The sequence below is a fragment of the Streptomyces sp. NPDC034084 genome, assembly GCF_055575535.1.
The window spans coordinates 345,857-370,670 of record NZ_JBVISK010000002.1; the positions used below are offsets into that span (position 1 = coordinate 345,857).

The window sequence follows — 24,814 nt, forward strand, 5'->3', positions numbered from 1 at the left end:
GGGGGTCCCTAAACCGTCTGAAACGAACGGACTGAGGTGATGCGATGCGCCGACGGGTCGCTTTCGAGAGCGCGCCGAAGGTCGCTTCCCTGTGCAGCCGCGGTCCGCCCGCGCGCCCCCAGCGTTCATGACTCGCTGTGAGCGCGCCGCAACACATCGGGGAGCATAGTCAGTTCGGGTTCGCCATGTGACCTTGCTGGAAGGACAGCCTCCACCGGTCATTCCGTGCCTATAAAAACGACCAACTGCCGCAGCGAATATGAAATAAACCGATCACGTTCTGGCTTCGTTGCGTCAGCGACCGCGAAAGCGCGTACGACCGGGGCGCGCGGGGCGTCCCGGTCGTACGCGGCTGATCAGAGATGGGTGATCAGGCAGGGGTACGGGCTCCTCTCGTACGCCGGCGCAGGTGGGCCGCCCCGCCCGCCACGGCACCGGCGAGCAGGACACCGCCGACCGCGAGCGGGGTGCCCAGCGATTCCGTCGTGGGGTCGGCGGCCGCCTTGACGGACCCCGGGGCGGCCCTATCGGGCTCGGCGGCGGTCCTGGCGGCGCCCGCCGCGGTCCCGGGCCGCCCCGCGGCGCCGGCGGCCCAGCCGAATCCGGCCTCCACTCCACCGTGGGGTCGGCCCGAGATGCGATAGGTGACGGTCTGCTTGATCCGGGGCGGGCACTTCAGGACGACCGTGTCGGTGCCGGACGAGGCGCCGTCCGGCACCACGAACTCACCGACGAGGACGCCCTTGCGGGTGCCCGGCAGGAGGTGGAACTTGCCGCCCGCGTCCGACTCCCCCTTGCCGTAGGTCTCCTTGCCGCACGCGGTGGTGCTGACGGTGACGGTGGTGCCGGGAGCCGCGTTCTGCGGGGTGACCCGGACATCGGGTTCCCCGGCGGCGGCGAGAGCCGTCGGGGCGGCGGACAGGACGACGGCGCCGACGATCAGGGCGAGCTGCAGACCGGTACGTGCGCGACGCATGCTTCTCTCCTTCGGTGGAGCTTCCCGGCCGGCTCCTTCGCGCGGCACCTGTGCTGTGCTCCATGCACGAGGCAAAGGCCGGCGCGTGGCCCCCGCAACGCGAGGAGCGCGTTCGGCCGCCCGCCGGCCGGACCACGACCACCTCGGCCCGCGCCCATCACAGCAGGTCACCGCCGTGGTGATACCGCCTCACGGGTGATCTCACCCCGCACGCGAACGGAGCAGGGCCCGTACGGCCGTCCCGCACGGCCCCCGGTCGGCCCCTGCCCGCCCGGGGGATCAGCGGTGGCGGGCCGGTACGGGCGCTCATAGCTTCGCGATATGACGAAACGACAGATCGCCCTCCTCGCGTGCACCGCGGCCCTCACGGCCTCGGGGCTCGGCGCCACCGCCCCGTCGGCCGTCAGCCGGACGGTGCACCGGGTGAAACCGGGCGAATCCATCCAGAAGGCCGTGGACGCCGCGCGCCCCGGCGACACGGTCCTCCTCGCCCCCGGCACGTACCGGGAGAGCGTCCGCATCACCACCTCGCGCCTGACCCTCCGCGGTTCGAGCGCCTCCCTCACCGTCATCGTGCCGCCGGAGACCCCCGGCGCCGACCCCTGCGCCCGTGCGGGCAACGGCGTCTGCGTCACCGGCACCAAGGACCGTCCCGTCGAGGACGTGCGCGTGCGCTCGCTGACCCTCAGGGGCTTCGCCAAGAACGGCCTGTGGGCCAAGTGGACCGACCGCCTGGAGGTCCAGCGGGTCACCGCCGAGTCCAACGGCACCTGGGGCATCGCCCAGGAGCGCTCCGTACGCGGCGTGCTGCGTCACAACGTCGCCCGGGGCAACGGGGACGCCGGGCTGTTCCTGGCCAACACCACCACCGAGGAGGGAGGGGCCACCGACACCCACGGCACGGTCGTCAGCGGCAACCACGTGTCCGGCAACCGCATCGGCATCACGGTCCGCCGTCTGCGGAACCTGACCGTCGACCACAACGAGGCGACGGGCAACTGCGCCGCCGTGTTCGTGGTGGGCGACGAGTCCACGCCGCGCGCCGGGGCGATCAGCGTGCGCCGGAACCACATCCACGACAACAACAAGCTGTGCCCGAAGACCCCGCGCCTGCCCGCCCTGCAGGGCTCGGGCATCGTGCTCACCGGCGCCGAGGACACGGTCGTCGCCCACAACAGGGTCGAGGACAACGTGGGCGGCTCGCCGCTCTCGGGCGGCATCGTGCTGTTCAAGAGCTTCGTCGGCGTCCCCAACGAGCGGATCGAGGTCCGCGACAACGTGGCACTGCGCAACGGCACCGCCGACCTGGCCGACCGGGACACCGGCAGGACCAACACCTTCCGCGGCAACACCTGCGGCGTCTCCGAGCCCGCGGGCATGTGCTGACCCTCCCCTCCCCCACCCGTACGGCACGACAGCAGAGACAAGGCGAACAGATGACGACCGTCGATTCCGCTCCCCCGCCGCCCATGCGGCTGAGAGAACTCGTCTTCGGCGCGGCATGCGCCGCCGCCGTGCGCGCGGCCGCCCGCCTGGGCGTGGCCGACGCGCTGGGAGACACCCCCATGACCGCGGAGGACCTCGCGGCCGCGGTGAAGACCGAACCGCGCACCCTGCGGCGGCTGTTGCGCGCCCTGTCCTGCCAGGGCGTCTTCACCGAGCGGCCCGACGGCACCTTCGCCCACACGGAGATGTCCCGGCTGCTGCGCGAGGACGACCCGCACAGCCTGCGCTACATCGCGCTGTGGTGCACCGAGCCCTGGACCTGGGACGTGTGGCCCAAGCTCGACGAGGCCGTGCGCTCCGGCCGCAACGTCTTCGAGGACGTCTACGAACGGGAGTTCTTCTCGTACCTCAACGAGGAGGCACCCGAGTCCGCGTACGTGTTCAACCGGGCCATGACGACGTCGAGCAGGCAGTCGGCCGAGGACGTCGCCGAACTGCTCGACCTGCGCGGGGCGTCCTCGGTCGCGGACATCGGCGGCGGGCAGGGCCACGTCCTGGCGAGCCTCCTCGAGAAGCACCCCGCGCTCCACGGCACCCTGCTCGACCTGCCGGCGGTGGTCGGCAACGCCGATCCGCGGCTGCGGGAGGGCGGCTCGCTGGCCTCCCGGGTCCGGATCGAGCCCGGTGACTGCCGGGAGTCCATCCCGGTCCGCGCCGACGTCTACATCATCAAGAACATCCTCGAGTGGGACGACGACAGCACCCGCAGGTGCCTGGCGAACGTCCGGAAGGCCGCGAAGCCCGGCGCCCGCGTCGTCGTCATCGAGAACCTCGTGGACGACACCCCGTCGATGCGGTTCACGACGGCCATGGACCTGCTGCTGCTGCTCAACGTCGGCGGTGCGAAGCACACCCGGCAGAGCATGGTGGACCGGATCACGGCCGCCGGGCTGGTCATCGGCGAGATCCGTCCGGTCAACGCGTACCTCCACGCCTTCGAGTGCACCGTGCCCGGCTGACCGGCAGAACCCCGGCGAACCGAGGCCGCCCGCTCCGCGTCTTGCGCGGGGCGGGCGGCCTCGGTTTCACCGGATTCCCGGCTCAGGAGCCGGCGTCCCGCTCCCAGCGGTAGAAGCAGTGCGCCATGGCGTCCTTGGGGCTGCGCCAGGTCGTCGGGTCGTACGCGCTGACGTACGCCGACAGGCGCTCGCTGACGTCGCGGAACTCGGGGTGGCCGGCCAGCCTGGCGACGTTGGGCGCCGGGTCCTGCTCGGACTCGATGAGGTGCAGGTAGACGTCGCCGAACTGGAAGAGACTGCGCCGGGCGACCCCGACCAGGTGCGGCAGCTCACCGCGGTCGGAGTCGGCGAACACGTCCGCGATCGCGGGCGCCGAGCCGGGCGCCATCCGGGCGACGATCAGTGCGTGGTGCATCGGTTTCCTTCCTGGGGTGGACCTTCCCGGGCGCCCGTCAGGCGGGCGTGACCGGCGCGCTCCGGCGCCGGCGCGCGGCCTGGACGATCCGGTCCCGGATGAGGGCCATCTGGGTGCGGGAGTTGCGGTTGATGTTGTCCGTCATCCACGCGTCGTCCACGGGGGCGTCGGGCTTCATGGCGAAGTCCTGGATCCACCGCATCTGGACGCCGCCGGGCAGCTCCTCGTACTCCCAGACGATGTTCATGTGCGCGAACGGCCCGGTCTCGACGCGGCGGGCCCGGACCTTGCGGTTCTCCCGGTCCATGGTGCGCTCCGACACCCAGCTCCAGACCGTCCCGTTCTCGTCGGGGTGCATGGTCAGGCGGAAGGTGGTCGTGTCGCCGTCTCGTTCGAGGATCTCGACGGAGGCGTACTCACTGAAGAGCCGCGGCCAGTTCTCGATGTCGTTGGTGATGTCCCAGACGAGGTCGAAGGGGGCGTCGATGGTGATGCTGTTGTCGGTGTGTCCGGACACGTCAGACTCCTGCGAGGGTGTGGTTGACGAGGGCGACGAACTCGGCCGGCGTCTTGCAGCGCTCGGCGTCGGTGGGCAGTGCCACCCCGTGGCGGTTCTCCAGCTCACCGACGATGCCGAGCAGGCCGAGCGAGTCGACGCCGAGGCTGCTGAAGGGGGTCTCGGGGTCCCCTTCGAGCTGTGCGGGGTCGACGGTGACGCCGGCCGACTGCTTCATCAGCGCGGCCAGGTCGCCGAAGGTGAGTTCCGTGGTGATCATTGCGTTTCTCCTTCCTCGCCCGGTCCTAGCGGGCGAGTCCGCCACCGCGGCGCACGACGAGCGCCGCGTTGGATCCCATGAGTCCCCTGCTGAGGACGAGGGCCGTGCGCAGCTCGGCGGGCCGGGCTGCGGACATGACGACGTCGAGGTCGCAGTCGACGTCGAACACGTTGGGGGTCGGGGGCACCAGGCCGTGTTCCATGGCGAGCACGGCGGCCGCGGTGTCGAGGACGGGTGCCCCGCAGTAGGCCCGGCCATAGCCGGTCTTGGGTGCCGTCACCGGGACGCGCGTGGCGTGCGAGCCCAGGGCGTCGGCGATGGCCAGGGCTTCGGCGCGGTCCGCCTCCGGTACGCCGAGGGCGTCGGGGAAGACGACGTCGATCTCCTCCGGGGCGCAGCCGGCCTCGTCGAGGGCGACCCGGATGGCGCGGGCGAGTCCCTCCCGGGACTCCTTCCAGCGGGAGGCGCCGGTGAAGGTGGCGCCGTGGCCGGCGACGGTGGCCCGTACCGTCGCGCCCCGGTCGAGGGCGCGGGTCTCGTCCTCGACGACGAGCATGGCGCCGCCCTCGGCGGGGACGAAGCCGGAGGCCTTCGCGGTGAAGGGACGGTAGGCGCGGTCCGGGTCGTCGACGGTGCTCAGCTCCCGGTAACCGAGCTGGCACACCATCGAGTACGGGGCGAGGGGCGCCTCCGCGGCTCCGACGACCACCGCGCCGGTCCCCCGCCGGACGGCGCGGGCGGCGTGGGCGATCGAGTCCAGGCCGCCGGCCTCGTCGCTGGCGACCACTCCGCACGGGCCCTTGAAGCCGTGCCGGATGGAGATCTGGCCGGTGCTCGCGGCGTAGAACCAGGCGATGGACTGGTACGGGCCGACGAACTTGGAGCCCTGTCCCCACAGTTTCTGCAGCTCGCGCTGGCCGAACTCGCCCCCGCCCGATCCGGCGGCGGTGACGACGCCGATGGAGAAGGGCTCCTCGGGTCCGTCCTCGTGGCCGCTGAGCCCGGCCTCGTCGAGGGCGAGCGCCGCCGCGGCCATGGCGTAGTGGGTGAACCGGTCGGTCTGGACGAGGAAGCGCTCGTCGATGAGGGCCGAGGCGTCGAAGCCCTCGACCTGGCCCGCGACCTTGAGGGGCAGGTGTTCGCAGCCCTCGCGGGTGATCCGGTCCAGGACGCCGAGGCCTTCCCGGACGGACTTCCAGTACGCGTCGGAGCGCAGTCCGTTGGGGGCGATCACACCGATGCCGGTGACGACCGCCCGTGGTGGACGCTGTGTGCTCATCGTGTCCTCCCGCCCGGCCCGGTCAGGAGCACGGCGGACTGGAAGCCGCCGAAGCCGCTGCCGACGGAGAGCACGTTCCTCAGCTTCCGGGGGCGGGCGGTGCGCGGCACGTAGTCCAGGTCGCACTCGGGGTCGGGGATCTCGTAGTTGGCGGTCGGGGGCACCACCTGGTGCTTCAGGGCGAGTACGCAGGCGGCGACCTCTATCGCGCCGATCGCGCCGAGCGAGTGGCCCACCATGGATTTGATGGAGCTCATGGGCGTGTCGTACGCGTGGGCGCCCAGGGACCGCTTGACGGCGGCGGTCTCGTGCCGGTCGTTCTGGCGGGTGCCCGAGCCGTGCGCGTTGACGTAGTCGATCGACGTGGGATCGAGCCTGGCCTGGGCGAGCGCGGTGTCGATCGCCCGGGCCATCTCCACTCCCTCCCCGGTCAGGCCGGTCATGTGGTAGGCGTTGCCGTACGTGGCGTAGCCGCTGATCTCGCAGTAGATGTGCGCGTCGCGGGCCCTGGCGTGCTCGTACTCCTCCAGGACGAGGACCGCCGCGCCTTCTCCCATGACGAAGCCGTTGCGGCGGTTGTCGAAGGGTTTGGAGGCGTGCTCGGGGTCGTCGTTGTCGGGCGACGTGGCCTTGATCGCGTCGAAGCAGGCCATGGTGATCGGGGAGATCGGGGAGTCCGACGCACCGGCTATGACGACGTCCGCCCGGCCCTCCTCGATGGTGTGGAAGGCGTAGCCGACGGCGTCGAGGCCGGAGGTGCAGCCGGTGGAGACGGTCTGCACCGGGCCGCGGGCCCCGAACTGCTCGGCGACCACGGAGGCGAGCGTGCTGGGCGCGAACGCCAGGTGCAGCTTCGGGTCGGCGGCGCGGTGGTCGACGTCCCAGCGCTGTCCGCGCTCGCTCACCAGGACGTAGTCGTGCTCCAGGCGGGTGGTGCCGCCGACGGCGCTGCCGAGGCTGACGCCGACGCGCCAGGGGTCCTCGGTGGCGGAGTCGAGCCCGGAGTCGCGTACGGCTTCGTCCGCCGCGACGGCGGCGAACTGGATGTACCGGTCGGCGTGCCGGCTCAGTTCCGGGGAGAGGCCGTGGGCGTCCGGGTCGAAGTCGCACTCGGCGGCGATGCGGGAGCGCAGGCCGGCGGGGTCGAACAGGGTGATGCCACGGGTCGCCGTACGTCCCTGGGCGAGGAGGTCCCAGAAGGCCGCGGTGCCGGCGCCGCCCGGGGCGACCACGCCGATGCCGGTGACGGCCACGCGCCGGGTCACTCGAGGGCCCCCTCCCGCTCGAGCGCCCGATCGGCTCCGGTGGCCTCGGTGTCGACGTGGCCGAGACTGGGGTGCGGAGCGAGGGGGCCCAGGTGGAAGACCATGCGGGCCTCCACGTCACCGACGTTGCGGAAGCGGTGGCGGACGTCGATCGGGATCAGCAGGCCCTGGTCCGGCACGAGGGTGTGCGTCTCGCCGTCCAGGTCCACTTCGAGCAGGCCCTGGACGACGTACACGAACTCCTCGGAGTACGGGTGGTAGTGCTCGCCGATGCGGTCACCCGGCTGGACGATGGCCAGCCCCATGAACCCGCTGGTGGAGCCCACGGTGGCGGGCGTGAGCATGGCCCGCAGGTCACCTCCGCGTCTGCGGTTGGGTTCCGTGTCGCTCAGGTTCACGATGCGCGGTGGCTGCTGGAGCATGGTTGATACCTCCGGGTGTGGCGGTGACGTGTGACGGACGTGCGGGGGCCGGAGGCCCGGGGTCCGCTCCCGAGGAGCGGTCGAGCCGGAGGCCCGGGGCCGGCTCCGGAGAGTCGAGCCGGTGGCCCGGGGCGCTCCTCTCAGGAGCCGGCCGAGCGGCGGTCGGTGACGGGCAGCATGTCGGCGTGCGACAGGAGCCGGTTGAGGTTGCGCTCGGTCTCCAGCGATCCCTCGACGCCGATCGCGGCGCCGTCGAGGAGACGCTCGAGTTCCCGGGCCTTTCCGGCGCCCTTGACGCCGAGAGCGGCGGCCGGGTCCAGATCGAGTTCGCCCTCGACGTCGACGAGCCGCACCACGACGTCGTCGCGCTGGAAGACGGTGCTGCCGTACACGGGGCTGGCGGGGTCGTCGGCCGCCGCCGCGTCCTGCTGGGCGAGGAGCCGCGCCAGGTCCGTGCCGCGGCCCTTCTCCGCCGGGTAGTACAGGGCGTGGCGCCGCAGTACGGCCGGCTCGGGGCGGGCCGAGACCACGTGGTGCACGGCCGGGAGGGCCGCGCGGGTGAAGAAGACGCGGGCCGACTCGGGGTCGGTGAGGTCCCGGTCCTGCTCCAGGTAGGGGTTGATGGCCTCCTCGACGGCCCGGACGCCGGGCTGGCGGGCGACGTGCCGCAGCGCGGAGAGGAGGTCGCCCTCCACCTCGACGGCCCGCACGACACGGTTGCCGTGCATGAACAGCGAGGTCCGGCGCAGCCGGGTGTTCTCGTCGACCTGGGCCTCGGGCGACTCGTACCCGGCGAGGAGCTCCGCGACCTTGGACTCGGAGCCGGGCTTGACGGTGAACGTGAGCGCGTGGCGTGTCACGCCGTCGCCGACGCGGGCCGCCACCTGCTCGGCCGTGGCCTTCTCGGGTGTGTGCGGCCGCTGGCCGCCGGTCTCCCGGAGGATGCTGTAGCGCATGGACCGGGTGTCCCGGACGCAGCTGTGCATGGGCTTGACCATCTCGACGTGCTCCTCGCTGTTCACCCAGGCGAGGAAGGGCGGGGCGCTCTCCCACTCACTGGTGATGAGCCACTGCGAGGGGTTCTCGATGGACTGGCAGAGCTGGTCGCTGATGTGGCCGGGGACGCCGGCCACCTGCTTGCGCATGACCTCGTACGCTTCGAGGAACTGCTGCTGGGCTCCGTCGTACAGGTCGAGCAGCAGGATCACCCGCAGCCTGGAACCGTCGAACACCGACTGTGAAATGCGTGCCGCGCTGGTCATACGGCGCACCTCTTCTCGTCTGCGAGAGCGGGGAGGGACCGCCTGGCTCGGTAGGCCGGGGTCGTCATGTACCGAACGTTGGCGCGGGCCCGCGTTTCCCGCGAGCCCCACGGGGCGGATGAGTGAACCGCGCGTCATTCGGGTGCCTCTCGCGCACGGTCCGGGGCTCGGGAGGGCAGGCATCTGCATCCCATCCCCGACCCGCGTCACCGGTGACGCTGGAGGCCATCGATGAACCGAAGCGAAGCGACCGGTGAGCTCGGACACCGCACGCCCGTCCTCATCGTGGGCGGCTCCCTGGTGGGCCTGTCCACCTCGCTCTTCCTGGGGCGGCTCGGTGTGCCGCACATGCTCGTGGAGCGCCATGCGGGCACGTCGATCCACCCGCGGGGACGCGGGAACAACGTGCGGACCATGGAGGTGTTCCGCGGCGCCGGTGTCCGGCAGCGCATCCACGAGGCCGCGAAGGTCCTGTCGTCGAACAACGGGATCCTGCAGGCGCCGAGCCTGGTGGGCGATGCCGGCGAGTGGCTGTTCAGGGAGATCGACCCCGGCGGCGGCCTGGCGCGGTTCAGCCCCGCCGAATGGTGTCTGTGCAGCCAGAACGATCTCGAACCGGTGCTGCTGGAGAGCGCGCGGGCGCTGGGAGGCGATCTGCGGTACTCGACCGAGCTGATGTCGTTCGAGCAGGACGCCGAGGGGGTGACCGCGCGGATCAAGAGCCGGGAGACCGGTGAGCACACCACCGTGCTGGCGGACTACCTCGTCGCGGCGGACGGACCGCGCAGCCCCGTGCGCGAGCAGCTGGGCATCGGGCAGACCGGCCCCGGGGACCTGTTCCACAACGTGAGCATCACGTTCGTGTCGCGCGAGCTCGCGGCCGTGGTCGGCGACCGGCGCTTCATCGTCTGCTACCTCACGTCCCCGGAGGGGGACGGCGCTCTTCTCCCGGTGGACAACGGCGAGCGGTGGGTGTTCCACGCCCCGTGGCACCCCGAACTCGGCGAGACGCTGGAGGAGTTCACGGACGAGCGGTGCAGGGAGCACATCCGGCGGGCCGTGGGAGTGCCGGATCTGCACGTCGAGATCACGGGCAGGGCGCCGTGGCACGCGGCCGAGCGGATCGCCGAGCGGTACGCGGACGGGCGGGTGTTCCTGGTCGGCGACTCGGCGCACGAGATGCCGCCGACGGGGGCCTTCGGCTCCAACACCGGCATCCAGGACGCGCACAACCTGGCCTGGAAGCTCTCGGCGGTGCTGGGCGGCTGGGCCGGTCCCGACCTGCTCGCGTCCTACGACGCGGAGCGCCGCCCGGTCGCGGAGGCGACGAGCGCCCGTGCCTCGTCGCGGTCGGTCGAGCACAGTCACCCCGGGTACGCTCCCGAGCCGGGGGCGGGCGGTCCGGGCGGGAAGCGGGGCGGGATCCTCAACGTCGCGCTGGGCTACCGCTATCCGCGTGGCGCGGTCGTGGGCGCGGACCCGGCGGTGCCGGTCGTCCCGGACGCGCTGCGGCTGACGGGCGAGCCCGGCAGCCGGGCGCCGCATCTGTGGCTGAGCCGGGCGGGTGAGCGGATCTCCACCCTGGACCTGTACGAGCGGACTCCGGTGCTGCTGAGTTCGGCGGGGGCCATCGGCGGCTGGCACACGGCGGCGGCGCGCGTCGCCGAGCGGCTCGGGGTGCCCCTGGAGTCGTACCGGATCGGCGACGGGCCGGACGCGGAGCTCTCGCCCGTGGATGGCGGGGACTGGGCGGAAGCCCATGGCGTCACCGTGAACGGTGCGGTCCTCGTCCGCCCGGACGGGTTCGTCGCCTGGCGGTCCGAGGGGACGTCGGAGGACCCGGAGTCGGCCGTGCGGGCCGCCCTCACGGCCGTTCTCGGCCTGGACTCCCGGCCGGATCCGCGCGGCCGCCACGCCCGCTGAGCCGGGCGGGGGGGCGATCCGCGGCCTTCGGGAGCGGACCGCCCCCGCCGGCGGGGACTGATCGCGTCGGCCAGGACTGATCGAGTCGGGTCGGAAGTCGCGCGTCGGGATCCGGGGGTCCGTGCGACCCCGGACTCAGCCGTGCGCGAGCAGCGCCGCGGTGAGTTCGGCCGCGCGCCGGTGCCACAGGTCGGCGCCCCGGAGCATGGCGTGGCCGCCGGTCGGCATGGGAATGCCCGCCGCGTCGGCGCCCGCCGCCCGGGCCCGCCGGACGAACTCCCAGGACTGCCGGGCCGAGGTGACCCGGTCGGTCTCGTCGTGGAGCAGGTAGAGCCGGCGGCCGCCGAGGTGGTCCACGGGCTCCTCGGCGGGGCACCAGGGCGCGAGGGCGACGACGCCGCGCACGGCGGGGTCGCCCGCCGCGCGGAGGGCGGCCCGGCCTCCCATGGAGTGGCCGATGAGCACGACGGGCACGGGCCCGGCCTGTTCCCGGAGCTGCCCGAGGGCGGCCTCGGCGTCCCGGGCGGCGTCGGCGCGCGCGCCGTTCCAGCCGCGGTGGCGGTAGCGCACCTCGGCGATCAGCACGCCCCGGCCCCGGACGGCCCGGGACACGGCGCCCGCGAAGGGGCGCATGCGCAGGGCCGGCAGGTTGAGGGAGGGCGGCGGCTCGGGCCCCTCGGCGCGGCCGCCGTGGAGCAGCAGCACGGCGGCCGTGGGCACGGCGGGCGCACTGCGGACCAGGAGCGCGGTCGGATCCGCCCGCCGGGTGGGGCACCGGCTCATCGCGCGGCCTTCCCGCTCGCGCACCGGCGCGCCGGCCGGGGGTGGTACCTCGTGCGGGCGGCGTGACCGGGCCGCTGCGCCATGGGGGCCTCCTGGAGTCGCGAGGGCGGGACGAGAGTGAGGCCCGCAGTCTGCCAGGCGTACGGGGTGTCAGATACACCGCCGTCGCCCTCGCGCCGCCCGGCCGCCCGCTGCCCCGGACTCGCAGGGCCGCCTATCTGCCGCGGGCCAGCCGGAAGCGGGCGAGGCCCTCGGCCAGGTCCACGAGGGGTTCGGGGTAGTCGTACGCGGCCCGGTCCGGGCCCTTGAACCGCCAGGGTTCGTGGATCGACGCGCCGGGAAGCGCGGCGAGCTCCGGGACCCAGCGGCGGACGTAGGCGCCGGCGGGGTCGTACCGCTTGGCCTGGAGGACGGGGTTGAGGACCCGGTGGGGGCGGGTGTCGGTGCCCGTCCCGGCCACCCACTGCCAGTTCAGCTGGTTCTCGGCGACGTCACCGTCGACGAGGAGGTCGAGGAAGTGCCGGGCGCCCTCCCGCCAGTCGATGTAGAGCGTCTTGGTCAGGAAGGAGGCGGCGAGGAGGCGGCCCCGGTTGTGCGTCCAGCCCTCGTGGAGGAGTTGCCGCATGGCGGCGTCCACGACGGGGTAGCCGGTCCGGCCGTCCCGCCAGGCCCGCAGGTCCGCCTCGGCCTCCGCGCCGCGCCGCCAGCGGTCGTTCCGGGTCCGGTAGTCCTCGTGTGCGGTCTCGGGTCGCGCGGCGAGCACCTGCTGGTGGAAGTCCCGCCAGCACAGCTGCCGCACGAAGGCCTCGGCGCCGGCGCCGCCGCGGGCCCGCGCCCGGTGGACGGCCTCGGTCGCCGAGACGGCACCGAAGTGGAGGTACGGGGAGAGGCGCGAGGTCGTGTCACCCGCGAGGTCGTCGTGGCCCGTCCCGTACGCGTCGGCGTGACGGGAGAGCCAGGTCGCGAGCCTCCGTCGTCCCTCGGTCTCCCCGCCCGTGGCGAGGCCGGCGGAGACGTTCGCCACGGAGGCCCGGGCGGGCAGCGCCTCGGAGCGCAGCCCGGAGGGCACCCGTACCGAGCGCGGGGTCGCGAGGGGAGTGCGGAGCGGCGGGGCGGACCAGCGCCTGAAGTAGGGGGTGAAGACGGCGAAGTGGTCGGAGCCCTGTGGGGTGACGTCGCCCGGCGGCACGACGGTGGTCACCGCGTCGTGCACGCGCAGGTGGCGCCCGTCGGCTTCCAGGGCGCGCCGCAGCCGGTCCTCCCGGGCGCGGGCGAACGCCGAGTGACCGGCGGCCAGGTGCACCTCGGCGGCCCCGGTCCGCCGTGCCACGGCGCACACCTCGGTCACGGTGTCGCCGGTGTGGACGACGAGGCGGCCGCCGCGCTCGCGCAGCCCGGCGTCGAGGTCGGTCAGGCAGTCCGCGAGGAAGGCGAGCCGGTTGGGTGCCGCGAATCCCGCGCGGTCCACGGCGGGGTCGCGGACGAACAGCGGCACGGTCTCGTGCGCGGACTCCAGAGCGGCGCGCAGGACCGGCTGGTCGTGCAGGCGGAGGTCGGAGGTGAAGAGGACGACGGAGACGGTCAAGGCGTCACTCCCGTGGATCGGTCACTTCGGGTGTGGGCAGCCCACCACACGGAGCGCGGATCGGCTCGCACCCTCGACTCGAACGCGCGCACCCACAAGGATGAGCCTCGTGGTTCTCCCGGCTCCGCTTGCGTGGCCGGGGGCGCGGGGCGTCGGAGAGTGGTCGCCCCAGGACCTGTCTTCCGGACCAGGCCGGATCAGGGCCCCGCGCTCCCGGCATGGTCCGAGAGTCAGGCCCTGTGTCGTCGTCCTGTTCGAGCAGGGAGTCAGATGGGCAGCAGCCTGATCCGTCGTTGCCGCAACACCCTCGTCGTCACGGTGCTCGCCGTCGTGACCGCCGCCGCGCCCGGTGTGCCGGTCCCGCCGGGGGCCGCCGCCTCCGCCGCCGCGCCCGCCTTCGATCCGGGGCCCGCCCGGGCGAGCCTGGAGCGCCTGCTGCCCTCCCGGGCGGCGCAGTTCACGCTGATCCCGGTCGGGGAAACCGATTCCGGGGACTACTTCTCGGTCTCCGGCAGGGCGGGCGCGATCCAGGTGAGGGGCACCTCCCCGGCCACACTGCTCACCGGCGTGGGCTGGTATCTGGAGCGGGTCGCGGGGGTGGACATCGGCTGGCCGGGCGAGAGCGTCGGCCGCCTGCCGGTCACGCTCCCCGCGGTGCCCGGCACGATCACCCGGTCGGCGGCCGTGCCCCACCGGTACGCACTGAACGACACCGACGAGGGCTATTCCGGCCCTTACCGCGACTTCGCCTCGTACCGGCGCGACATCGATCTGATGGCGCTGCACGGCGTGAACGAGGTCTTCGTGCCGACGGGAGCCGAATATCCGTACTACCGGGCACTTCAGAGCTTCGGCTATGACGCGGCGGAGTTGCGCGCCTGGATCCCCGGCCCCGCGCACCAGGCCTGGTGGCTGCTGCAGAACATGTCGGGCTACGGCGGGCCGGTGTCCGAGGGGCTGATCGAGGCCCGGGCGGCGCTGGGGAGCAGGATCGCGGGACACCTGCGTTCGCTGGGGATGACGCCTGTCCTTCCGGGGTTCTTCGGCACGGTGCCGCCGGGTTTCGCCGCCCGGAACCCCGGTGCGGTCACCGTCCCGCAGGGCTCGTGGGTCGGATTCGCGCGGCCCGACTGGCTGGATCCGACCGGACCGGTCTTCGAGGAACTGGCCGCCGTCTACTACCGGCTGCAGCGGAACCGGTTCGGTGACAGCGACATGTTCAAGATGGACCTGCTGCACGAGGGCGGCACGCCCGGTCCCGTCGATGTCGCGCGGGCGGCGGAGGCGGTCCAACGGGCGCTGGACGCCGCGCATCCCGGCGCCACCTGGGTCATGCTCGGCTGGCAGAAGAACCCTTCCGCGACGCTTCTCAGCGGCGTGGACCGGAGCCGGGTGCTGATCGTCGACGGCCTCTCCGACCGCTACGAGGGGCTCGACCGCGAGACGCAGTGGGGCGGTACGCCCTACGCGTTCGGGTCGATCGCCAACTTCGGCGGCCACACCACCCTGGGCGCCAACACCGGTGTGTGGACGGACCGCTTCCACGCCTGGCTGACCAGGTCCGACAGCGCGCTGCGCGGCATCGCCTACCTCCCGGAGGGGACCGGCGGGAACCCCGCCGCGTTCGACCTGTTCACCGAGCTCGCCTGGCAACCTGGCCCGGTGGACCAGCGCGCCTGGTTCGCGGCCTACGCGGCCCGGCGCTACGGCGGGGCCGACCCGCACGCGGCCGCCGCGTGGGAGCAGCTGCGGCTCGGCCCGTACAGCGGTGCCTCGGGGACGTGGAGCGAGCCGCAGGACAGCCTCTTCACCGCGCGCCCGAGCCTGACGGCGTCCAGGGCGGCGCGCTGGAGCCCGGCCGCCATGCGGTACGAGGCCGTGACGGTGGAGCGCGCCCTGGCGGAGCTGCTCAAGGTGGCTCCGGCGCTGCGCAGCACGGACGCGTACCGCTTCGACGTGGTGGACGTGGCACGGCAGGCGCTCACGAACCGCGGCCGTGCCCTGCTGCCGCGCGTCAGAGCCGCGTACGAGGCACGGGATCTGGAGGGCTTCCGGGCGCTGGTGCGCGAGTGGAACTCCGACGAGGAGCTGCTCGGGCGACTCGTCGCCTCCGACCGCCGTCTGCTGCTCGGTCCGTGGCTCGCCGACGCCCGCTCCTGGGGCGCGGACGGGGCCGAGCGCGACCGGCTCGAGTACGACGCCCGCTCGATCCTCACCACCTGGGCCGACCGGGGGCCGAGCGAGTCCGGCGGCCTGCGCGACTACGCCAACCGTGAGTGGTCGGGTCTCGTCCAGGACGTGTACGCGCCGCGCTGGGCCGCGTACTTCGCGAGCCTCGACACCGCGCTCGTACGGGGCACGGCGCCGGTCGCCATCGACTGGTTCGCGCGGGACGACGCCTGGGCACGCGGGCACCAGACCTACCCGACGGCACCGGTCGGCGACCCGGTCGCGCTGGCGGGCGAGGTCGGAGCGGCTCTGGCGCTGTCGTAGCCGGGGCGTAGGCTTCGGCCGACGACGACAGGGCGGGGGCGCACATGGCAGCGGGGACGGCGCGCAGGTGGGAGTCGGCTCTCGACTCGGTCGTGGTGTACGCGCAGGGCGCGCTCTGCCGACGCCTGGCCCGGGGCACCGTGCCGCCGGACGGCCGGGTGCGGGTGACGGGTCTGCCCCGCTCGCTCGACCCCGGTTCGCTGCGGGCCCGGGTCGTGGGCGCCTCCGGCGCGCGGGTCACGGAGGCGCGCGTGGAGGTCGAGGCGGAGCCCGGCGCCGACGGCGCGGCCGACGCCTCGCGGGGCGAGGTGGACCGGCTGCGTGGGGCGTACGCGGCGGCGCGGGCGCGCCGTGACCGGCAGCTGGCCCTGATCGAGGAGGTCGGCGGCCTGCGGCCGGTTCCGCCGGCCCGCAAGCGCGAGGACCCGCACCGGCGTACCCCGGTCGACGCGTGGCTGGAGCTGGCCGACTTCGTCGACGAGCGGCTGACGGCGCTCCACGCCCGCCTCACCGAGCTCGACGAGGCGCTGCGGCTCGCCGAGCACGAGCTCGACGTCGCCTCGGACCGGTTCGACCGCGCCTCCCCCGCCGCGCCGTCGGCTCATGTCGAGACGCGGGTCTTGGCCGCCCTGACCCTCGACGGCGCCGGCGCGGCGCAGGAGGTGAAGCTGGAGCTGGAGTACGGCGTTCCGGGCGCCGTCTGGGTGCCGACGTACCGCCTCGGCCACCGTCAGGGCGACGGCAGCGGCCGACTGGTGCTGCGTGCCTCGGTCGCCCAGCGCACCGGTGAGGACTGGACCGGGGTGCGCATCGCCCTGGCCACCGCCGACCTGCGGCGCCGCACCGACCTGCCGGCACTCCGCTCGATCCGGATCGGACGCCGGCAGGCCGCGCCCGCGCCGTCCGGCTGGCGCGAACCCCCGGTGGGGCTCGCCGACCTGTTCAGCGGGTACGAGGCGGCCGGCCCGGCACCGCAGCCCTTCGGGGCCGCGGTCGCCGGAGGCTCCGTGCCGCCCCCTGTGGCGGCGCCCGCTCCCGTATCGACTCCGGGACCGCCACCGCCTCCTCCTCCGCCGCCGCCGAGCGTCGGCGGTCCCTTCACGGGGCTTCCGCAGCCCGGTGGGGGGTACGGTTCCGCTCCAGCGGCCTTCGCCGGCGCTCCGGCCCCACAACCGGCCGGCCGGCCGCGGGGCGGGGGCGCGGCCTTCCCCGGCGCCCCCGCCGCCCTGGCCCCCGCGGCTCCGGGCGCGGCGCCGCCACCGCCGCAGCCGCCCCCCGCCGGTCCGCCGCGGCCGAGCGGCGCCGAACTCGACTACGCGGCCCTCGTCCTGTCCGGCCCCGAGGAGCCGGAAGGCCGCCGCGGGCGGCTGTTCCCCGGCTCCCCCTTCGACGCCGTGGCGGCCGAGTACCGCCGCCGCGCCGAGACGGTGGCCGCGCTGCCGCTGCCCGAACACGCCGTGCGCCCCCGGGAGTCGGCGGGCTCGTTCGACCACCGCTTCGACGCCGCCGCCCGTGCCGACGTCCCCTCGGACGGCACCTGGCACACCGTCACCGTCGGCGAGATCCCGGTCGGTCTGCGCGCCGAGCACCTCTGCGTACCGTCCGTGGAGCCCACGGTGTACGCGACGCTCGCTGTCTGCAACGCCACCGATCAGGCGCTCCTCGCCGGCCCGGTCGAGGTCACCGTCGACGACGACTTCCTGCTGACCGCCGCCCTGCCGACGCTCGCGCCCGGCGGCGTCCGCCGGCTGGGGCTCGGGCCGGCCGAGGGCATCCGCGTCACCCGCCGCACGCACCTGAGGGAGTCGACGGCGGGCCTGCGCAACAACGTCACCGTGCTCGACCACCGCGTCCACGTGGAACTGGCCAACCGCCTCGCGGCCCCTGTCACCGTCGAGGTCCACGAGCGGGTGCCGGTCACCTCCGACGCGGACGTCCGCATCGAGGAGCGCGCCGACTGGACGGCGCCCGAGGACGGCGCCGCGCCGGAGCGCCACGCCCCCGGCACCCGCGTCTGGCGGGTGGAGCTGCCCGCCGGGGGCACCGCCGCGCTCGACGGCGGTTACGAGATCCGCATCCCGGCCGGCAAGGCCCTGGTCGACGGCAACCGCAGGAGCTGACGCACGCCATGTCCACGGAACCGAGGCCGATCGCCCTTCCCGTCACCGCCGTCACCTGCCTGGAGGACCGCGCCCACGTCGAGCGCACCGCCGAGCTCGATCTCGGGGCCGGCGTCCAGCGCCTGCGCCTCGGTCCGGTCAGCGCGCTGGCCGTCGACCGCACCCTCCACGCCGAGTTGACCTCCGGCCGTCAGGCCACCGTCCTCGACGTGCGGATCGTCCGCACCTGGACACCGCGCGGGCCGCTGCCGCCCACCGGTGACGACTCGCCCCTCCGCCGGCGCGAGCACGCCCTCGAAGAGGAGCGCCTCGCCGAGGAGCAGCGCCGCGACCGTGTTCGAGTCCGCCTCGACCTGCTCGGCCGGCTCACCGCCGACCTGCTGCGGGAGATAGGCGAGGGCGCCGGTTCCGGTGAGTCCGAAAGGGCGCGCTGGGGCCGCGAACTGGACCGCGTGGACGCCGAACGTGACACGTACGGCGAGGAACTGCGCGCCGTGGAAGCCCGGTTGACCACGCTCACCGCCGCACTCGCCGAGACCCGGCGGGCCATGGAACTCGCCGAGGAGGAGCCCGCCGAACTCGTCGCCCATGTCGAGCTGACCGTGGATTCCTCGGAGGCCGGGCCCGCCCGCCTGCGGCTCAGCCACCTCACCCCGTGCGCGCTGTGGCGGCCCGCCTACCGAGCCGTACTCGACGGGGACTCCCTGACCCTGGAGACCGACGCCGTGGTCTGGCAGCGCACCGGCGAGGACTGGTCGGACGTCCGGCTGACGCTGTCGACGGCCCGGTCGGCGCACGCCTCGGATCCGCCACGGCTGGTCGAGGACCGGCTGACGCTCAAGGACCGCACAGCGGCGGAGCGCCGCACGATCGACGTCGAACTGCGCGAGGAGGAGATCTCGACCCTCGGACCGGCCCCCGTGCTGGGGCTTCCGGGCGTGGACGACGGCGGCGAGGCGAGGGTCCTCCACTCCCCCGCCCCGGTCTCCGTGCGCGGGGACGGCCGGGCCCACCGGGTGCCGGTCTCGGCGTTCACGACGGCCGCGAGCAGCGAGTACACCTGCTCGCCCGAACTGTCCCCGCTGGTCACCCAGGTGGTGCGGTGCGACAACCTGTCCGGCCACGCGCTGCTCGCCGGGCCCGTGGACCTGGTCCGGGGCAGCGGGTTCACCGGCCGCGGCACGCTGGACTTCACGGCCCCCGGAGCCGCCGTCGAGCTCGCCTTCGGAAGCCGCGACGACCACCGGGTGGTGCGGTACGCCGAGGAGTCCCGCGACACCACCGGCCTCACGCAGCGGACCGTGGTCACCCGGACGGTCCGGCTGCACCTGTCCCGGTTCTCGGCGCCCGGGGAGCGGGACGACCGGGTGGTGGTCCTGCGGGAGCGGATCCCGGTCTCCGAGGTCTCGGCGGTGGAGGTACGCCTGCGCAAGGAGGCCTGCTCCCCGCCGCCCGACACGCTCGACGCCGAGGGCATCGCCCGCTGGGACGTCTCCCTGCCGCCCGGCGGCCGGCGCACGGTCACCCTGGTGTACGAGCTCTCGGCGACGGGAAAGGTGGCGGGGCTCTGAGGTCCTGCGGCGTCGGAGGCCCGGGGATCCGAGGTCGTCGGAGTGGCCGGGCACCTTATCAGCACGAGGCCTCCCTGCACCCCAACTCCTTCTACTCTCCACAGTCGTGCGGACCCGTGCGGTAGTCCTGTGGGCGGGAGGAACACCTTGGTCTTCAGTCTGAGGCGCCGCCGCAAGGCCGCCGTTGCCGGCACCTGTCCGTTCACCTCCGCGCCCGACGAGTCGCGGAGCCGAAATCCCCTGCCTGCACCGCATGTGACGGACCATCGGGAAGCGGAGGCGTTCCTCCGGCAGTTCCATCGCGAGCAACCCGAGGCCTGCGCCGGGGGTGTGGAGCGCAGGATCCGCGAGGTGCTGGCCGAGATCGAGCGGACCGGCACGTACGAGCACACTCCGGCCGAGCTCTCCTTCGGCGCCCGTGTCGCGTGGCGCAACGCGGCCCGCTGCATCGGCAGGCTCTACTGGCGCAGCCTCGTGGTGCGCGACCTGCGGCACGTCACGTCGGCCGACGACATCGCCGCGCACTGCTTCGAGCACCTGCGGACCGCTGGGAACGGCGGCCGGATACGCCCGGTGATCTCGGTGTTCGCACCCGACCGGCCGGGCCGTCCGGCGCCGCGTATCGTCAACGACCAACTGGTGCGTTACGCGGGGCACCTCACCCCCGAGGGCCGCTGGATCGGCGACCCGCGCGCCGCCGCGTCGACCGCCCGCGCCCGCGACCTTGGGTGGAAGCGCGACGAAGAGGCCTTCCAGGTGCTGCCGTTGATGGTGGAGGAGCGTCCGGGCGCGCGACCGGAGTGGTACGAACTGCCGGACGGCGCCGTGCTGGAGGTGCCGCTCGGACATCCGGACCACCCGTGGTTCGCGGAGCTGGGGCTGCGCTGGTACGCGGTGCCGGCGATCAGCGACATGACGCTGGAGATCGGCGGGGTGCGTTATCCGGCGGCGCCGTTCAACGGCTGGTACATGGGGACGGAGATAGGCGCCCGCAACCTCGCCGACGCCGGGCGGTACGACCTCCTGCCGGTGGTCGCCGACCGGCTGGGGCTCGACCGCTCCTCGGAGCGCACGCTGTGGCGGGACCGGGCCCTCGTCGAGCTCAACGTGGCGGTGCTGCACTCCTTCCAGGTGGCGGGGGTGACGATGGCGGACCATCACACCGAGTCGGAGCGGTTCCTGCGGCACATCGCGCGGGAGAGCCGGCACGGGAGGCCCACGCCCGCCGACTGGAGCTGGATCGTCCCGCCGGTGTCCGGCTCCACGACGCCGGTCTTCCACCGGTACTACGACCCGGTGGACGCGTCCCTGCGGCCCGCCTTCCTCGCCCGGGAGCGCTGAGGCGGCTCCGCGTCAGGCGGCGGGATCGCGCGGCGGTGGTCGGTCATGTTCAGGCGGCGGGACCGGGCGGCAGGTGGACGGTCATGATCAGGTGGCAGGTCGACTCGCCCGCGCCGCGGTAGGCGTGGGCGACGTCGCCGTCGAAGCTCGCGGTCTGTCCGGCCTCGACGGGGTGTTCCGTGCCGTCGACGACCAGGGTCATCCGGCCGGAGGTGACGCTGACGGTCTCGACGACACCGGCCTGGTGCGGATGGCTGGGGTACTCCTCGCCCGGTTCCAGCGTCCAGCGCCACACCTCGACCGGGGCCGGGCCCGAGGTCGTGAGCATGAGCCGGGCCTCGCTACCGAGCCTTCCGGTCCAGAGGGGCGCGACGGCGTCGGCGGTCACGACCCGGACGCGTCCTTCGGCCGGGCCCTCCAGCAGGGCGGAGACGGAGACGCCGAGGGTGTCGGCCAGCCGGACGAGGGTGGCGAAGTTCGGGTTTCCCTGGGCCTTCTCCAGGCCCACCAGGGCGCCCTTGCTGACCTGGGCGCGCCTGCCGAGTTCGTCCAGGGAGAGCCCTGCCCGGGTGCGGGCCGACCTCACGTTGCGGGCGAGGGTCCGCAGGGCCGCCTCTGTCTCGGTCATCCGATCACCGTTCTCGCCAGGGGGAGCAATGGAATGCACCGGCCGGTCGTTTGGTTGCATGACCCGGTCGGTTCGCTGTACGGTCTGGTCGTTCCATTGATAGTAAGGGATGTGCCGTGATCGCTCTGCTGCTGGCCCTGTGCAGCTCCCTCGCCTACGGGTGCGCCGACTTCCTCGGCGGTCTCGGGGCCCGCAAGGCCCATGTGCTGCGGACGGTGATGATCGCGGCCCCGGCCTCTCTCGCGGTGGAGCTGCTGCTCTGGCCCTTCCTCGGCGCCTCCTTCAGCAGCGGCGCGCTGGCCTGGGGAGCGGCGTCGGGCGTCGCCTCGGCCGCCGCCTTCACCCTGCTCTACCGCACCCTGGCGATCGGACCGATGAACGTCCTCTCGCCCGTGACCGCCCTCGTCTCCGCCATGCTGCCCGTCGGCGTGGGCCTGTTCCAGGGCGAGCGCCTGGGCGTCGCCGGTCTGGTGGGGCTGCCGCTGGCCCTGGCGGCGGTGGTCCTGGTCAGCGCCGGACACGGCTCCGGTACGGCACGCCCGTCCCGTACGGCCCTGCTGCTGGCCCTGGGGGCGGGCGCCGCGATCGCCCTCCAACTGGTCTTCCTGCACCAGGCCCCCGCGGACAGCGGGGTGGCACCGCTGATCGCCGGCCGGACGGTCTCCTCGGCCGTGACCCTCGCGGCGGCGGCGGCGCTCCACCGCAGGCTCGGCTCCGAGCGGCCGGCATACGCAGTGTCGGCGGCCGCGGGCGTGCTGGACTCGCTGGCGAACCTGCTCTTCCTGCTCGCCTCCCGCAACGGGGACCTCGCCGTCGTCGCCGTGATCACCGCCCTCTACCCGGCCGGCACGGTCCTGCTCGCCCGTGGCGTGCTCGCCGAACGCATCCACCGCGGTCAGCTCGTCGGTCTCGGCACGGCGGCGGTGGCCGTCAGCCTCCTGGCGCTGACCTGACGCCGCCTCGCCCACCCCGCACACGCACACGCACAGGAACGGATCCCCCATGGCCCCCGCCTTCCACCTCGCCCCCGCCGTCGCGGAGGCCTTCCCCGGCACTCTCATCGCCCTGGTCACCGCCACGGGCCTGCGGGGGCACGAGCCCTGGCCCCGGACCACGGCCGCCCTGGCCGAACTGGAGCGGCAGGTCGCCGACGGGACCTGGCTGCCCGCCGACGAGACCGATCCCCGCATCGGGACGTGGCACACCGCCTACCGCTCCTTCGGCACAAACCCGCGCCGCGTCCGCCCCAGCGTCGACGCACTCGGCCGCCGCCTGGCGAAGAGGGGCGCCCTGCCGCGCATCAACCCGGCCGTCGACTCCTACAACGCCGTCTCCGTGCGCCACGGCCTGCCGGCCGGCGCCTTCGACCTGGCACACGTCACCGGCGACGTCACCATCCGGCACGCGGACGGCACCGAGACCTTCACCCCGCTCGGCGAACCGGACGTCGTGGAGAACCCGAGGCCGGGTGAGATCGTCTACGCCGACGCGGCGGGCGTCCTGACCCGCCACTGGAACCACCGCGACGCGCACCGCACCCGTGTCACCGAGGACTCGACCCGTGTCACCTTCATCCTCGAAACCGTCGACGCCGACGGCGACGGCCCGCTCCTCAAGACCGCCGCGACCGAACTCCAGGACCTCCTGGCCCCGCACGCCGACACGACGACCGTCCACTTCCTCGCCCCCTCGGGCCTGACCGACGGGGCGTAGGCCTGCCTTCCGTGCGCGAACACCCCGCCGCCACCTCCGCCGAGTGGTCCCTCCGGGAGGGAAGGAGGACGCTGGAACTGAGCGCGTCCGGGGTTCCGGGCGCCCCGAACGGAGCGCCCGCCCGGCCGGGAAAGGCCGCGTCATGCGCATGCTGTTGAAGGTTCAGATGGACACCCCGGCCTCCAACGAGGCCATCAAGCGGGGCGACCTGCTGAAGATCATTGAGAAGACGCTCCAGGAACTCAGCGCCGAGGCCGCGTACTTCACCGTCGAGAACGGCTGCCGGACCGGCTACTTCTTCTTCGACCTGGCGGACTCCTCCCAGTTGCCGAAGATCTCGGAGCCGTTCTTCATGGAGACCGGCGCCAAGGTCCACTACTCGCCGGCCATGAACCCGGACGACCTCCGCAAGGGGCTCGCGGCGATCATGCCCTCGTGACAGGCTTCCGCCAGGTCAGGGAGTATTGACGGAGCACGTGCCGGGCGGTAGCGCACGCCGTCGCGCCTCGGCGCGCACCTGCCCGTTGCTCATCCCGCCTCGGCCACCGGCATGCCCGCCGGGACGCGCGCGCCCCGCAGCAGCTTGGTGATCCGGACGACCGGGGCGGCGGCGACCCCGTCCGTCCACTCCGCGACGCTCGCGTCCCGGGCGAGCCCGACGACCACCAACGCAGCCCCGGGCCGGAGCAGTTCGCGTATCCGCGTGAGAGCCGTCCCGAAGCCCATGTGGTGGGTCGTGGTCACCGAGGGTGAAGTTGTTGCCGAGGGCGGGCAGTTCGGCGGTCATGAAGTCGCCCTCGGCGAAGGTGAGTCCGGGCCGGCCGTCAGCGGCCCCGGGCGCGCGGGCGATCATGCCAGGGACAGGTCGATGCCGGTGACGCGCCCGCCCGCCCTGCGAGCTTCCGCGCGAGCGGCTCGCCGCACCCGACGACGAGGGCGTCGCCGCAGCCCTCCGGGACTGCCCGCAGGATGCCCGCGTGGCGGGCGACGTCGGTGTTCCAGTACGGCTCCGTGACGGGCTCGCGCATCGGACCGTCGTGGGCCCGGAGGCGGATGGTCGCGGAGTCGGGCGAGCGGGCTCAGGCGGCCGTCTGGCGGCCGGCGTACCGGATGACCTCGCAGTCGTCGACGATCACCAGGCCCTCGCCGACGAGTTCGTCGAGCTGGGGCAGGAAGGCGCGGATCTTCTGCTCGGTGTCGACGATGACCACGGCCACGGGGAGGTCCTCGCTCAGCGACAGCAGTCGCTGGGTGTGGATCAGCGAGGAGGCGCCGAAGCCCTCGATGCCGCGGAACACGCTCGCGCCCGCGAGACCGGCCTCGCGCGCCCGGCCGACGATCTGGGTGTACAGCGGCTTGTGGTGCCACAGATCGGCCTCCCCCACGAAGACCGTCACCCGCAGGGCCCTGCCCGTCAGCCTGGTCATCGCCGCCTCCCTGCCGTACGCGGCGCCTCTCGCGCGACAGCGAGGCACGCCCGCACTCCGAGTCTACGGTCGCCTCCGCCTGGAGGGAGCGGCGGCAAGCGGCCGCTTCCAACGGCAGCGCACCGGTGGAGCGCGCCGGGCTCACGGACACGGAGGTCACGCGACGACCGCCCCGCCGGCCGCACCGGTCGGGTACTCCCCGAGGGCGCCGTCCACGCCGCCCGGGTAGTACGGGCCATCTCGGTCTGCTCACCGTCAAGTCTTCTCCCCGGAGGACCCCCGAGCACCTACATGACGCTCGATCCGACGGTCTGGCGCGACGCCGCGCCCTCCTCGTCGACGAGTTGACCGCTCTCGGCGAGATATTCCG

The 24,814-nt window shown here is 73.7% G+C and carries 24 protein-coding genes; 10 read left to right on the forward strand and 14 right to left on the reverse strand.

Annotated elements, in window-relative coordinates:
• Nucleotides 1-370 precede the first annotated feature (370 nt).
• Nucleotides 371-976 (reverse strand): sortase, encoded by a 606-nt coding sequence (locus tag ACZ51I_RS06960; RefSeq protein ID WP_468872081.1) that lies wholly within the window; start codon nucleotides 974-976, stop codon nucleotides 371-373.
• 321 nt (nucleotides 977-1,297) lie between these two features.
• Here ACZ51I_RS06960 and ACZ51I_RS06965 point away from each other — a divergent pair, with 321 nt between their 5' ends.
• A complete protein-coding gene (locus tag ACZ51I_RS06965) occupies nucleotides 1,298-2,362 on the forward strand; it encodes a right-handed parallel beta-helix repeat-containing protein (RefSeq protein ID WP_468872082.1) in 1,065 nt (354 codons plus the stop codon).
• Between the two features lie 50 nt (nucleotides 2,363-2,412).
• The gene (locus tag ACZ51I_RS06970) at nucleotides 2,413-3,441 is read left to right on the forward strand and encodes a methyltransferase (RefSeq protein ID WP_468872084.1); all 1,029 of its coding nucleotides are present in this window, start codon (nucleotides 2,413-2,415) and stop codon (nucleotides 3,439-3,441) included.
• An 82-nt stretch (nucleotides 3,442-3,523) separates the two neighbouring features.
• On the opposite strand, the gene ACZ51I_RS06975 is transcribed toward ACZ51I_RS06970, so the two are convergent.
• The 7 genes from ACZ51I_RS06975 to ACZ51I_RS07005 all read right to left on the reverse strand — a co-directional run bounded on the left by ACZ51I_RS06975 (nucleotide 3,524) and on the right by ACZ51I_RS07005 (nucleotide 8,860).
• On the reverse strand, nucleotides 3,524-3,856 hold the full coding sequence (locus tag ACZ51I_RS06975; RefSeq protein ID WP_468872086.1) for a TcmI family type II polyketide cyclase: 333 nt from the start codon (nucleotides 3,854-3,856) through the stop codon (nucleotides 3,524-3,526).
• A gap of 37 nt (nucleotides 3,857-3,893) precedes the next feature.
• The gene (locus ACZ51I_RS06980) at nucleotides 3,894-4,373 is read right to left on the reverse strand and encodes an SRPBCC family protein (RefSeq protein ID WP_468872087.1); all 480 of its coding nucleotides are present in this window, start codon (nucleotides 4,371-4,373) and stop codon (nucleotides 3,894-3,896) included.
• Between the two features lies 1 nt (nucleotide 4,374).
• The gene (locus ACZ51I_RS06985) at nucleotides 4,375-4,632 is read right to left on the reverse strand and encodes an acyl carrier protein (RefSeq protein ID WP_468872089.1); all 258 of its coding nucleotides are present in this window, start codon (nucleotides 4,630-4,632) and stop codon (nucleotides 4,375-4,377) included.
• A 25-nt stretch (nucleotides 4,633-4,657) separates the two neighbouring features.
• Complete coding sequence (locus ACZ51I_RS06990; protein ID WP_468872090.1) at nucleotides 4,658-5,911, reverse strand: ketosynthase chain-length factor; 1,254 nt, start codon at nucleotides 5,909-5,911, stop codon at nucleotides 4,658-4,660.
• Nucleotides 5,908-7,176: a beta-ketoacyl-[acyl-carrier-protein] synthase family protein gene (locus ACZ51I_RS06995; RefSeq protein ID WP_468872092.1), complete on the reverse strand. Its 1,269-nt coding sequence runs from the start codon at nucleotides 7,174-7,176 to the stop codon at nucleotides 5,908-5,910. The genes ACZ51I_RS06990 and ACZ51I_RS06995 overlap by 4 nt, the downstream gene beginning before the upstream one ends.
• Nucleotides 7,173-7,598 carry a cupin domain-containing protein gene (locus ACZ51I_RS07000; RefSeq protein WP_468872094.1) on the reverse strand — a complete coding sequence of 142 codons (426 nt, stop codon included), beginning with the start codon at nucleotides 7,596-7,598 and terminating at the stop codon, nucleotides 7,173-7,175. The genes ACZ51I_RS06995 and ACZ51I_RS07000 overlap by 4 nt, the downstream gene beginning before the upstream one ends.
• A 140-nt stretch (nucleotides 7,599-7,738) precedes the next feature.
• A complete protein-coding gene (locus ACZ51I_RS07005; protein ID WP_468872096.1) occupies nucleotides 7,739-8,860 on the reverse strand; it encodes a SchA/CurD-like domain-containing protein in 1,122 nt (373 codons plus the stop codon).
• Between the two features lie 231 nt (nucleotides 8,861-9,091).
• Between ACZ51I_RS07005 and ACZ51I_RS07010 the strand changes: the two genes are divergently transcribed.
• Nucleotides 9,092-10,783, forward strand: coding sequence for an FAD-dependent oxidoreductase (locus ACZ51I_RS07010; RefSeq protein ID WP_468872097.1), 1,692 nt, complete (start codon nucleotides 9,092-9,094; stop codon nucleotides 10,781-10,783).
• 135 nt (nucleotides 10,784-10,918) lie between these two features.
• Here ACZ51I_RS07010 and ACZ51I_RS07015 read toward each other — a convergent pair whose 3' ends face one another.
• Nucleotides 10,919-11,566: an alpha/beta fold hydrolase gene (locus ACZ51I_RS07015; protein WP_468872099.1), complete on the reverse strand. Its 648-nt coding sequence runs from the start codon at nucleotides 11,564-11,566 to the stop codon at nucleotides 10,919-10,921.
• Nucleotides 11,567-11,780: 214 nt separating this feature from the next.
• The gene (locus tag ACZ51I_RS07020; protein WP_468872100.1) at nucleotides 11,781-13,151 is read right to left on the reverse strand and encodes a cryptochrome/photolyase family protein; all 1,371 of its coding nucleotides are present in this window, start codon (nucleotides 13,149-13,151) and stop codon (nucleotides 11,781-11,783) included.
• 270 nt (nucleotides 13,152-13,421) lie between these two features.
• Between ACZ51I_RS07020 and ACZ51I_RS07025 the strand changes: the two genes are divergently transcribed.
• The 4 genes from ACZ51I_RS07025 to ACZ51I_RS07040 all read left to right on the forward strand — a co-directional run bounded on the left by ACZ51I_RS07025 (nucleotide 13,422) and on the right by ACZ51I_RS07040 (nucleotide 20,676).
• On the forward strand, nucleotides 13,422-15,644 hold the full coding sequence (locus tag ACZ51I_RS07025; RefSeq protein ID WP_468872102.1) for an alpha-N-acetylglucosaminidase: 2,223 nt from the start codon (nucleotides 13,422-13,424) through the stop codon (nucleotides 15,642-15,644).
• Between the two features lie 44 nt (nucleotides 15,645-15,688).
• Nucleotides 15,689-17,764, forward strand: a complete 2,076-nt coding sequence (locus ACZ51I_RS07030; RefSeq protein WP_468872103.1) for a DUF4139 domain-containing protein — start codon at nucleotides 15,689-15,691, stop codon at nucleotides 17,762-17,764.
• A gap of 8 nt (nucleotides 17,765-17,772) precedes the next feature.
• Nucleotides 17,773-19,335: a DUF4139 domain-containing protein gene (locus ACZ51I_RS07035; protein ID WP_468872105.1), complete on the forward strand. Its 1,563-nt coding sequence runs from the start codon at nucleotides 17,773-17,775 to the stop codon at nucleotides 19,333-19,335.
• 159 nt (nucleotides 19,336-19,494) lie between these two features.
• Complete coding sequence (locus tag ACZ51I_RS07040; RefSeq protein WP_468873788.1) at nucleotides 19,495-20,676, forward strand: nitric oxide synthase oxygenase; 1,182 nt, start codon at nucleotides 19,495-19,497, stop codon at nucleotides 20,674-20,676.
• Between the two features lie 49 nt (nucleotides 20,677-20,725).
• Here ACZ51I_RS07040 and ACZ51I_RS07045 read toward each other — a convergent pair whose 3' ends face one another.
• Nucleotides 20,726-21,304, reverse strand: a complete 579-nt coding sequence (locus ACZ51I_RS07045; RefSeq protein WP_468872107.1) for a helix-turn-helix domain-containing protein — start codon at nucleotides 21,302-21,304, stop codon at nucleotides 20,726-20,728.
• 116 nt (nucleotides 21,305-21,420) lie between these two features.
• Here ACZ51I_RS07045 and ACZ51I_RS07050 point away from each other — a divergent pair, with 116 nt between their 5' ends.
• The 3 genes from ACZ51I_RS07050 (at nucleotide 21,421) to ACZ51I_RS07060 (ending at nucleotide 23,456) form a co-directional block, all read left to right on the forward strand.
• Nucleotides 21,421-22,257: an EamA family transporter gene (locus ACZ51I_RS07050; RefSeq protein WP_468872109.1), complete on the forward strand. Its 837-nt coding sequence runs from the start codon at nucleotides 21,421-21,423 to the stop codon at nucleotides 22,255-22,257.
• Between the two features lie 49 nt (nucleotides 22,258-22,306).
• The gene (locus ACZ51I_RS07055) at nucleotides 22,307-23,017 is read left to right on the forward strand and encodes a B3/B4 domain-containing protein (RefSeq protein WP_468872110.1); all 711 of its coding nucleotides are present in this window, start codon (nucleotides 22,307-22,309) and stop codon (nucleotides 23,015-23,017) included.
• Between the two features lie 148 nt (nucleotides 23,018-23,165).
• Nucleotides 23,166-23,456: a hypothetical protein gene (locus tag ACZ51I_RS07060; protein WP_468872111.1), complete on the forward strand. Its 291-nt coding sequence runs from the start codon at nucleotides 23,166-23,168 to the stop codon at nucleotides 23,454-23,456.
• A gap of 89 nt (nucleotides 23,457-23,545) precedes the next feature.
• Here ACZ51I_RS07060 and ACZ51I_RS07065 read toward each other — a convergent pair whose 3' ends face one another.
• From ACZ51I_RS07065 to ACZ51I_RS07075, 3 genes are all read right to left on the reverse strand, one after another.
• Nucleotides 23,546-23,761, reverse strand: a complete 216-nt coding sequence (locus ACZ51I_RS07065; RefSeq protein ID WP_468872112.1) for a hypothetical protein — start codon at nucleotides 23,759-23,761, stop codon at nucleotides 23,546-23,548.
• A gap of 80 nt (nucleotides 23,762-23,841) precedes the next feature.
• Entirely contained in the window at nucleotides 23,842-24,045 is a 204-nt protein-coding gene (locus ACZ51I_RS07070) for a hypothetical protein (protein WP_468872113.1), read from the reverse strand.
• Nucleotides 24,046-24,096: 51 nt separating this feature from the next.
• Nucleotides 24,097-24,444 (reverse strand): DUF190 domain-containing protein, encoded by a 348-nt coding sequence (locus tag ACZ51I_RS07075; protein WP_468872115.1) that lies wholly within the window; start codon nucleotides 24,442-24,444, stop codon nucleotides 24,097-24,099.
• Nucleotides 24,445-24,814: the final 370 nt, after the last annotated feature.